Here is a 9119-nt window from a genome sequence, read left to right on the forward strand (position 1 = left end):
GGTCACGCTGGCGGCGACGCCGCCAGCACCAAGCCCGGTTATCGCACTACCGTCGCCGCGGCCACCCACTCACCTGAGTGCAGTTGCAGTATTAACCCACCCAAAGTGACCATCGACCCACTACACACGGTGGCGACGACGGTGTCGGGACGATCGAGCACCTGCCGCCGCAAGCCGGGCAGGCCGGTACCGAGAGTGCGTCCGAGAATGGCAGCGATGCTGTGATCGTCCCCGTAGCTGCAACATGGCAACTCGCCGCAGGCTCCCGGCACGACAACCTGACTGATGCGCTGGCCCGCTGTGAGCCGGCAGCAGACGAACGACATCGACCCGTTACGGGAATAGAACCAACGAAAAGCTCTTGACCTGCAAAAATCTCGCTCACGTAGCAAACGAAAGATCTACCAGAACCACAAACGCGCAGGTCAGAGCGCAAGATCGAACATATGGTGGGCCTAACGCTGTTCCTATCAGGACTCGTGGAACCACAGTTCACCGGCAAATCGCCGCTAGGCGTGGCAGTCCCGGCTTCGCTGCGCGGTCGCCCGGTTCCGCTGCAGCGCGGTGTGCAGCAGGTCGAGCGCGTGGTCGACGTCGGTCGCGGCGATGGCCCCGTATCCGACGATAAGGCCGTCGGGACCGTCGCCGATGCGATACCGGGAGATCGGGAAGATGCCGACGCCCTCCGCCCGCGCGTGAGCCGCGACGGCAGCCGCGTCGACACCGGGCTGGGTCCACGCCGACACGTGCAGGCCCACCGCCGACGGAATGACCGTCAGCAAGTCAGCGAAGCGCGTGGTCAACAGTTCGACTATCCGGTCGTGGCGGGCCTGGTACTCCCGGCGCATCCGCCGGATGTGTTTGGCCAGCATCCCTTCTTCGATGAACCCGAGAAGCGCGGCCTGCGCGGGCTGCGGCGAATGCCAGTCGGTCACGTACTTCGCGGCGCGCAATGCCGCGAAGAGCGGCGCGGGGGCGGCGACGAAACCGATCCGCAGCACCGGAAGCATGACCTTGGAGAACGTTCCCACGTAGATGACCCGGCCTGCGGGGTCGATGCTGTGCAGCGGCTCGAGCGGACGGCCACCGTAACGGAACTCGGTGTCGTAATCGTCCTCGATCACCACCACGTCGCGGCTACTCGCCCACTCCAGCAGCGCCCGCCTGCGCTGGGTCGACATCGGCATGCCGAGCGGAAACTGATGCGACGGGGTGACGTATACGATCCGCGTGTGATCGGGCAGCAGGTCGACCCGCATGCCCTCCGAGTCCACGTCGACCCCCACGACGTCGGCCCCGAGGCTGCGAAACAGCTCCCGCACAAGCGGATAGCACGGATTCTCGATCGCCACGCAGTCGCCCGGCCGCAGCAGCACCCGCCCCACCAGGTCCAGCGCCTGCTGGATGCCCTGCGTGATGATGATGTTGTCCGCGGTCACCTGCACGGCGCGCGAGACCCCGATGTGCCGGGCGATGGCCGCCCGCAGCGCGAGCAGCCCCGCCGGATCGATGGGCATTCCCGTGCCGATCGATGATGCCCGGAACGCCTGCGAGGTCAACCGCCGCCACGCCTCATACGGAAACAGCCGCACGTCCGGGATGCCGGGCCGTAGGTCGTACGGCGGCGCGTCGGTGAAGAAGCCGGGCGTGGGCACCTTGATGTCCACCCACGACGGCGACGGGTGGACCACCGCGACCGATGTGGGCACGGCCGGGCGACGCCGCTGCCGAGTGACCATAGTGCGCACGAAAATGCCTGCGCCGACCCGGCTTTCGGCCAGACCGTCGGCGACCAGTCGGTCGTAGGCGCCGGTCACGGTATTGCGCGACACCGCCAGCCTGCGCGCCAGTTCCCGGGAAGGCGGCAACGGCTGGCCCGGCGCCAGCCGCCCGTCCAGCACGGCGGCCTTGATCTGCCGGTATATCTGCCCGCCGAGGTCACCGCGGCCGGTGAGGCTCACATGCAAGTCCACCACAGTCGGCCTCAGCGCCGGGCTGACGACGAAACACAGGCAGGGTGGGTAGCCCGCCAAGCCTGCCCGGCGTCACACGGGGCAACCGAAAGTGCCGCGATCACAGGTGAATCCAGCCGAGCATGCCTGAGAGTAATCACGCATGCACAGGCGACGCAACTTCTCCGCTATACCGACGACGCCGGATGCGAAACTCGACGATTCCCTAACGCCACGGGTGGCGCGAGCCACCCGTCACCATCGGTGGTCGCGGAGTAGACCCAGGTCCAGGGAGACCGCGGGCACCAGATACGGAGCGACGCTGCCCAACTTCTCACAGGTTTCCTCGAATTCCCGGTCCGGCCGCGACTGGGCCACGATACCGGCGCCCGCGCGCAGCCACGCCGCGTTCTCGTCCTGGTACACCGCCCGCAACACCAGGGTCGCCTCCAGTGCACCGCTTTCCGAAAGTGTCACCACCGCACCGGAATACAGTCCGCGGGCAGCGTCGTGGCGGAACACGGCGTCGACGCCCGCCCGCTTCGGAATGCCGGACGCCGTGACCGCCGGGAACAACGCGTCCAGCGCATCCCACCGGGTCCGGTGCCGGGCGAGCCTGCCGCGCACCGTGGAGGCCAGATGCTGGACGCTGCCGCGCTCGCGGACCGTCATGAAGTCGGTCACCGCCGCGGAACCCGGTTCGGCGATGGAGCCGATCTCAGTGAACGACGTTCGCACCGACACGGCGTGTTCCACGATCTCCTTCGGGTCCGACTCCAGCTCATTGCGGGCGGCCAGGTCTGCCGCGACGCCCTGCCCCAGCGCCCGGGTACCCGCCAGCGGTTCGGTGGTGACGACACCATCGTCGTCGACCGACGCCACCAACTCGGGGCTGAATCCAGCCGCGGCCAGCCCACCGAGCCGCAGCAGGAACGACCGGGCGGGTGTGTTGTGTGCCCGGCCCAGGCGGTAAGTGGCAGGCAGGTCGACCCGGAAGGGCAGCTCGACTCGGCGAGACAGGATCACCTTCTGGTAGTCGCCCGCGGCGATCTCCGCGACAGCCGTCGCGACCCGTGCACGGTAGCCGCAGACGTCGATGCGCACGTCGACCGGATGCGGTGTGGGCAGCGGCTCGGCCGGTGAGCGCAGCAGTTGCTCGATCACCTCGACGTCGGCGGCGGCCGCGCCGTCGACGGTGACCTCCGATTCGGTGACCGTCACCTCGATTCGCGGAATGATCATGTGCGCCAAGCTGGTTCGCTCGGTGAGATACCGTTGCGCGCCGAACGCATCGGCGCAGAACTCGAAGGCGATCCAGCCGTAGGCGGTGCCGGAGGCTCCTGCGCCGCAGGCCACCCGCAACGAGTCGAACCCTCGCTCCAGCGCGTCCACGGGTCTGCCGGTCCAGCGTTCGCGAGTGGCCCCTCCGGCCGCGCTCACCCGCAGCTCGTCGGTGTCCAGCTCGACCCGGCCGAGCGGGTCGGCGGCGAACACCCATCGACCGGGCAGCTCGTAGACGACGTGGTCACCGAAGCGGCCGGAGCCGGCCAGCCGAGACACCGCGGTCACGGGATCGACCGCGCTCGTTATTCGGACGGATTCCGGGGTGGTCACATGGTTCTCCATCTTCAGGAATTCGGGTCCGCACCGAGCATGCGGTCGACGAGTTCGCGGATATTCGCCAGTGATGTCAGCGAAGCGATCTCGGTCTCCGGAATCGCTATGCGGTAGCGCTCCTCGATGCGTGTCGCGAGCTCGAGTTCGAGCAGCGAATCGACGTTCCATTCGTCGACGAAGTTTGTGTGGTCACCGATTTCGGTCGCGGGCACTTCCAACACGCGCGCCACCAATTGCCGCAGGTCCTGCGGGTCCACCCGCTCGGGGATGCTTCTTGTCATCGTTGCTCCAGCTCGAAATCGCGGTTTCCGGCGCTGCGTCCGACCGGAACGGATGCCGCCGCATGCGGTGCGCGCAGGTGTAGGGTCATGACCTCGCCGCCGTACTGATCGCCACAGGTGGCGTACACCGGGTGCCGGTCGCCGCCGTCGAACTGCGCCACCGCCGCCACGCACTGGAGCACTCCGAGCGCCCCCGAGCACTCCCCGAGTCGTCGGGTCAGATCCAGGACCCGAATCGGCGACCCGAATTCCGGCGACACATCCGCCGCTGTCAGCCACAATCGCGGCTGCCGGGCCGCCGTGCGGATGGCGGCGACCACTTGATCGACACCGTCGCTGTGGTAACCACCGCCGACCAACGCCCGGACGATTGCCCGCCGATTCGCCGCGTGCGCTGCCGATTCGAGGACGACCGCTGCGGCTCCGTCGAGGACTCGCCGACCTGGTCCGAACAAGCTGCGCACCGGTCCGGTGTCCGGTTCGACCCCGACGACGACCGCAGCGTCGGCCCGGCCGGCCCCGATGAGCGTTGCGGCCCACAACAGTGCGTCCAACCCGCTGGTCCGCCCGCTGCACAGGGTGATATTCGGTCCGCGCAGCCCGTGCCGGATCGCGATCCACCCGGCGATGGCATTGGACGACACGTGCGGCAGACCCAGCGGACTGAGTGCGGCAGTGGACTGCTCGGCGATCCGGTCGGTGAACTCGCAGACGCTGTCGAGGTTGCCGAAGTTGGAGCTGACCACGGTGGCTGTCGTCGTGTCCGCGCGATCGGTCGAGTCGGTGGCCAGGCTCGCGTCGGCGAGCGCCTGCTCAACCGCACGCAGCGCCAGTCGCGAGGCACGGTCCTTGTGTCGCATGTGCCGTCCCGTGAGGTCGGGTGCCGGCCCGGCTCCCGGCTCGATCGGATCGGTCGACAACAGATCGGCAGCGGTGTGCAGGCCCGTCACGGCGAGGCCGACTCCGGTGACCACGGTCGCCCGGCTTGTCATCGCGTCCCCTTCCCGATCACGGCGACCGCATTGATGCCCCCGAAACCGAACGCGTCGATCTGCGCGACGGCCGGGTCCGCCCGCACGACGTCGCGAGCCAGATGCAGCCCGGCCGCCTCGGCGATCGGATCGGTGAGACCCAGAATCGGTGGCACCATCCCGCGACGCATGGCGATGGCCGCGACGATCAGACTTAGCAGCCCGGACCCGCCGAGCGTGTGGCCGGTCATCGACTTGATCGCGGTCATCACCGGTGGCGCGGTGGGCCCGCCGAACACATCGGTCAGCACGGACGCCTCGACGGCATCGTTGAGTTGCGTTCCGCTGCCGTGCAACATCACCAGGTCTACATCGGCGGCGTCGATGCGGGCCCGTTCGTGGGCGTCGGCGATGACCGCGCGGATGCTCTCCCGGTCCGGCGCCGTGGCATGGCGGGCGTCGCAGTTCATGCCGACACCGAGCAGGCGTGTGTGTGGTGCGGTGTCGGTCCCGGCCCGGCGCACGACGACTGCCACCGCGCCTTCGCCCATGATCATGCCCGCGCGCGCGGCGTCGAACGGACGCAGCGCCTGCGGCGTCCTGGTCTGAACGCGGTCGATGGTGCCGAACGCGCTCTCGGTGATCGAGTCGGTGCCCGCGACCACCACGGTCTCGGCGAGGCCCAGTTCGATCATGTCGGTCGCCATTCCCAGCGCATACAGCGACGCCGCACAGGCACAGGCAACGGTGTGCACACGTCCGACCTGGGGAAGGTTCCGCAAGGCGGCAGAGAAGTCGAGTCGATCGGGATCGAGCACATCCCCGGTCTTTCCGCCGGTTTTGCGCCACCAGAGTTCGGCGGACCGCTGTTCCCGCAGGGTGGTTCCGACCACCACCGGATACCGCCCGGCAGCCGCCGCGAGGCCCGCGTCGGCCAGCGCCGCCTCGATCACGGCGCGCAGCCACTCGGTGGCGCGGAACGGCCGGTCGCCCGCTGCCGTGCGGTCGTCGACCTCGTACGCGTGGCACGTCCGGTATTTCGCCACGTCGAACGCGCGCAGCTTCGAGAGTCCGCTCCGCCGTGCGCACAGCGACTCGAAGATCGCTTCGGGCGTCTCACCGATGGACGCGATAGCCGCCATCCCGGTGACATCCCACGGCATCAGTTCGCTCCGATCGCCCGAAGCCGGTTTCGCGCGAGCTTGCCGGTCCACGTCGTCGGCAGCGCATTGACCAGCTCGATGCGGCCGGGCCGCTTGAACGACGCGAGTTCGGCACGCAGACATGCGATTACAGCGCGACGGACGGCACTGGGCTCCCGGTCGCCGTCCGCGACGACGAAAAGCACCGCCTGCTGCAGCCCGTGGCCGTCCGACACCCCGACCACGGCGCAATCGCGGACGCCTGCGACCGCGCGGGCGACACTCTCGATCTCGGCGGGTGCCACCTTGTAGCCGCCGAGATTCAGAAAGTCGTCGGCTCGACCGATGTAGTGGATCGGGCCGCCGCGGGCGCGCCGAACAATGTCGCCGGTGTACGCGCCGCCGTCGGCGAAGGTTTCCCGGGTCGCCTCCGCCCGGTCGAGATACCCGGCCGCGACGGATGGGCCCGCGATGTGCAGGCGGCCTTGCACCTCGTCCCCGTCGAGAATCTCGCCGTCCTGGTCGCGCACCGTGACCCGCACTCCGGGAACGGGCCCGCCGATGGTGCCGGGACCGGGTTCGGCGGGTGTCGTTGCCAGCATGATGTACAGCGCTTCGGTCGTCCCGAGGCTGTTCACCAGCGGAACCCCGAGTCGCCGCATGACCCGTTCGCTCAGGTCCGCGGGCAGCGCTTCGCCCGCCGAGACCGCCAGGCGCAGCCTGCTGTCGGGGTCGTGGAACGATTCGGCCAGCGCAGCGTAGAGGCGCGGCACCGAGAACAGCACGGTCGGACGGTGGCGGCGCAGCGCGCTCGCCACGACCTGGGCGTCCACCCCGCCGTTGAGCAGCACGGTCGTCGCACCCGCGCGCAGCGGTAATAACAGGGAATTGCCGAACCCGTACGCGAACGAGAGTTTGGCCGTCGACAGCACGGTGTCGCTTGGAGCCAGCGCGGCTATCCGCCCGAACCCGGAAGGCACCCATTGCAGCGCGCTCGCCCGATGCGCGACCCCCTTCGGCACGCCGGTGCTGCCCGAGGTGTACTGCACCAGGGCTTCCTGATCGGGCAGCCACTGCTGCTGCGGCGGTAGCGCGGCCCGCTCGTCGGAGCGCCGTTGCCGCAACATCGACTCGCGGATGTGGTCCCCGTCGAGCTGCCCGATATCCGGCAGCACCGCGGCAAGCCTGTTGCGACGCGTCCCGGGGACGTCGACGTATCCGAACTCAACCCCGGCGTCGGCCGCGATGAACGCGATCTCCTTGTCCGACAGCGCCGGATTCACCGGGACCGCTGCGCAGCCGTGCCACCACAGCCCGAGCACCGCCACCACCGTGGCAACCGAGTCGTCCGCCAACACCATGGCGCGGGTGCCCGGCACGACTCCATTGTCGGAAAGCAGATTCGCGAATGCGCCCGCAGCCTGGAACAACTCGGTGTAACTGACCTCGCCGAGATCGGAATCGATATAGGCGGGCGCGTCTTTTCCGGGCGAATCGAGGTGCCTTCCGACGAAGAATTCGACGAGGTTCACCGGTGCACCCCACCCGAGCCCTCGACGACCGCCAACGCGTCGCCAAGGGAATCCAGGCGCGCGATCGAACCGTCCGAAAGCGTAACCGAGAATTCGCGTTCTATACGCGCGAGTATTTCGGCCTTTTCCAGCGAGGAAGCGCCCAGATCCTCGTAGAAATGCGCCCACACGTCGACACCATCGACATTCATCTCGAGCACTTCGGCCGTAATGGCGCGAAGCCTGTCACAATTACTGCCGCCGTACCACTGTTCGGATCCGACCATATTGATATCCTGACAATTATTCTTTCCAGCATGGACGAGGCACTCGGAACACGGTCGTGCACCGGATCGGACGGCGTTTTTTCCCGGGGCGGTGGACAAGAATTCGCCCACCGGTCCGTATTTTTTTCCTCGTACGGATGCACCATATATTTCCGAACCTGCAGGGAAAAGTGCCAATATCGACGAACCGCAGTGGTCCAGTCGCGTGCCGATGAACGCGAGGGCCCCGGTTGGAGGCGATGTCGCCGCGATCAACGCCGAGCAGTCGCAGCCGAGGTCACAGCAGCGAGCGGACACACTCCGCAGATCGTCCTGGCCGACCTGTCGCGACTCGCGGAGCTGCTTCCGCTGCTTGATGGCATCGGCTCCGGCGCGAGTGGTGGACGTAGCCTCCGCCGGGCAGCAGGAGATCGCCCTCGACGACCCGACCCCCGAGCACGACTACGACGTGTACACCGCCTACTGCCGCGCCGAGCTGGCCATGATCATGGCGACCATCGAGTACGCCGAGGAACTCTCCGGGACCGGAGTCATGGTGAACGCCCTGCACCCGGGCACGCTCATGGCGACGACCATGGTGCTGGAATCTGTAGTCACGCCGATCAGCACGGTGGCCGAGGGCGCGGACACCCTCGAGCGCGCCACGTTCGATCCGGATAATCGCTAGGTCGGCTGGAGCTACTGCTCCATGGCCGTAGGAGCGTTCGTGGGCCGGGCCGGTGCGATACCCCTGCACGGCACCGAGCGCGAATAACTCGGCGTTTCGGTGATCGCCGAGTATTTCTGCAGGTCGTGCCGATGTGGCACACCATCTTCGCGGGTCGAAAGGGCGATGGTTATTCGCGGCGTGGGTGGTCGGGGTGTGGGTTGTTGATCACCTCCCGCGACCACGGCGTCGTCCCGCCCGGTGTTGGGCTCCGTGGGGTCTCGCCCGGTTCATGTTGTCTACTGCCGATCGAACCGCCCGGGATCCGGCTGCCCTGGCCCAGCTCCGAATCGCCGTTTCGCGCAGGTGGCTGATTCGGCTCCGTCCTCGGCGTGGTCCACGGTGTCAGCAGTGCCGGGTCCTGCTCGCTCGCGATGACATCCGCGGATCCACGCTGAGCATCCGACCGCGAATCGTGCTCATGTGGCCTGCTACCGATCAGGCCACGCCGACGTCCCGAAGCCGGTGGGTCATCCCGCCGCGGGAGATCGACCTCGAGGCCGGGCGTGACCCGCGGTGGCCGCTTGGTGGTGACGTACTCATGAATCACCCACTGCGCGAACCGACCGCCACCCCATGAATGTCCGCCTCCGCGAACCCGACAGCAAGCGCCTCCTCATCGTTGAATACGGTCTTGGCTTCATTGCCGAAG

General features: G+C 67.9%; 8 protein-coding genes. 1 reads left to right on the forward strand and 7 read right to left on the reverse strand.

Features of this window, described 5'->3' with window-relative positions:
* Nucleotides 1-509: 509 nt before the first annotated feature.
* The 7 genes from pdxR to ACZ60G_RS43855 all read right to left on the reverse strand — a co-directional run bounded on the left by pdxR (nucleotide 510) and on the right by ACZ60G_RS43855 (nucleotide 7761).
* Nucleotides 510-1973, reverse strand: a complete 1464-nt coding sequence (gene pdxR, locus ACZ60G_RS43825) for a MocR-like pyridoxine biosynthesis transcription factor PdxR (RefSeq protein WP_465818310.1) — start codon at nucleotides 1971-1973, stop codon at nucleotides 510-512.
* Between the two features lie 234 nt (nucleotides 1974-2207).
* Nucleotides 2208-3578 carry a salicylate synthase gene (locus tag ACZ60G_RS43830; RefSeq protein ID WP_465818312.1) on the reverse strand — a complete coding sequence of 457 codons (1371 nt, stop codon included), beginning with the start codon at nucleotides 3576-3578 and terminating at the stop codon, nucleotides 2208-2210.
* 2 nt (nucleotides 3579-3580) lie between these two features.
* A complete protein-coding gene (locus ACZ60G_RS43835; protein ID WP_465818314.1) occupies nucleotides 3581-3850 on the reverse strand; it encodes an acyl carrier protein in 270 nt (89 codons plus the stop codon).
* Nucleotides 3847-4842, reverse strand: coding sequence for a beta-ketoacyl synthase N-terminal-like domain-containing protein (locus ACZ60G_RS43840; protein ID WP_465818316.1), 996 nt, complete (start codon nucleotides 4840-4842; stop codon nucleotides 3847-3849). Before ACZ60G_RS43840 ends, ACZ60G_RS43835 begins: the two co-directional genes overlap by 4 nt.
* Nucleotides 4839-5984 (reverse strand): beta-ketoacyl synthase N-terminal-like domain-containing protein, encoded by a 1146-nt coding sequence (locus ACZ60G_RS43845; RefSeq protein ID WP_465818318.1) that lies wholly within the window; start codon nucleotides 5982-5984, stop codon nucleotides 4839-4841. The genes ACZ60G_RS43840 and ACZ60G_RS43845 overlap by 4 nt, the downstream gene beginning before the upstream one ends.
* Complete coding sequence (locus tag ACZ60G_RS43850) at nucleotides 5984-7495, reverse strand: AMP-binding protein (protein ID WP_465818320.1); 1512 nt, start codon at nucleotides 7493-7495, stop codon at nucleotides 5984-5986. Before ACZ60G_RS43850 ends, ACZ60G_RS43845 begins: the two co-directional genes overlap by 1 nt.
* On the reverse strand, nucleotides 7492-7761 hold the full coding sequence (locus ACZ60G_RS43855; RefSeq protein WP_465818322.1) for an acyl carrier protein: 270 nt from the start codon (nucleotides 7759-7761) through the stop codon (nucleotides 7492-7494). Before ACZ60G_RS43855 ends, ACZ60G_RS43850 begins: the two co-directional genes overlap by 4 nt.
* Before the next feature lie 379 nt (nucleotides 7762-8140).
* Here ACZ60G_RS43855 and ACZ60G_RS43860 point away from each other — a divergent pair, with 379 nt between their 5' ends.
* A complete protein-coding gene (locus tag ACZ60G_RS43860; protein WP_465818324.1) occupies nucleotides 8141-8428 on the forward strand; it encodes a hypothetical protein in 288 nt (95 codons plus the stop codon).
* Nucleotides 8429-9119 lie beyond the last annotated feature (691 nt).

The sequence above is a fragment of the Nocardia sp. NPDC102475 genome, assembly GCF_055584605.1.

Coding starts and splice junctions, on each gene's coding strand:
- ACZ60G_RS43835 (WP_465818314.1), bottom strand. CDS start 3,850: ATGACAAGAAGCATCCCCGAGCGGGTGGACCCGCAGGACCTGCGGCAA.
- ACZ60G_RS43840 (WP_465818316.1), bottom strand. CDS start 4,842: ATGACAAGCCGGGCGACCGTGGTCACCGGAGTCGGCCTCGCCGTGACG.
- ACZ60G_RS43855 (WP_465818322.1), bottom strand. CDS start 7,761: ATGGTCGGATCCGAACAGTGGTACGGCGGCAGTAATTGTGACAGGCTT.
- ACZ60G_RS43845 (WP_465818318.1), bottom strand. CDS start 5,984: ATGCCGTGGGATGTCACCGGGATGGCGGCTATCGCGTCCATCGGTGAG.
- ACZ60G_RS43830 (WP_465818312.1), bottom strand. CDS start 3,578: ATGGAGAACCATGTGACCACCCCGGAATCCGTCCGAATAACGAGCGCG.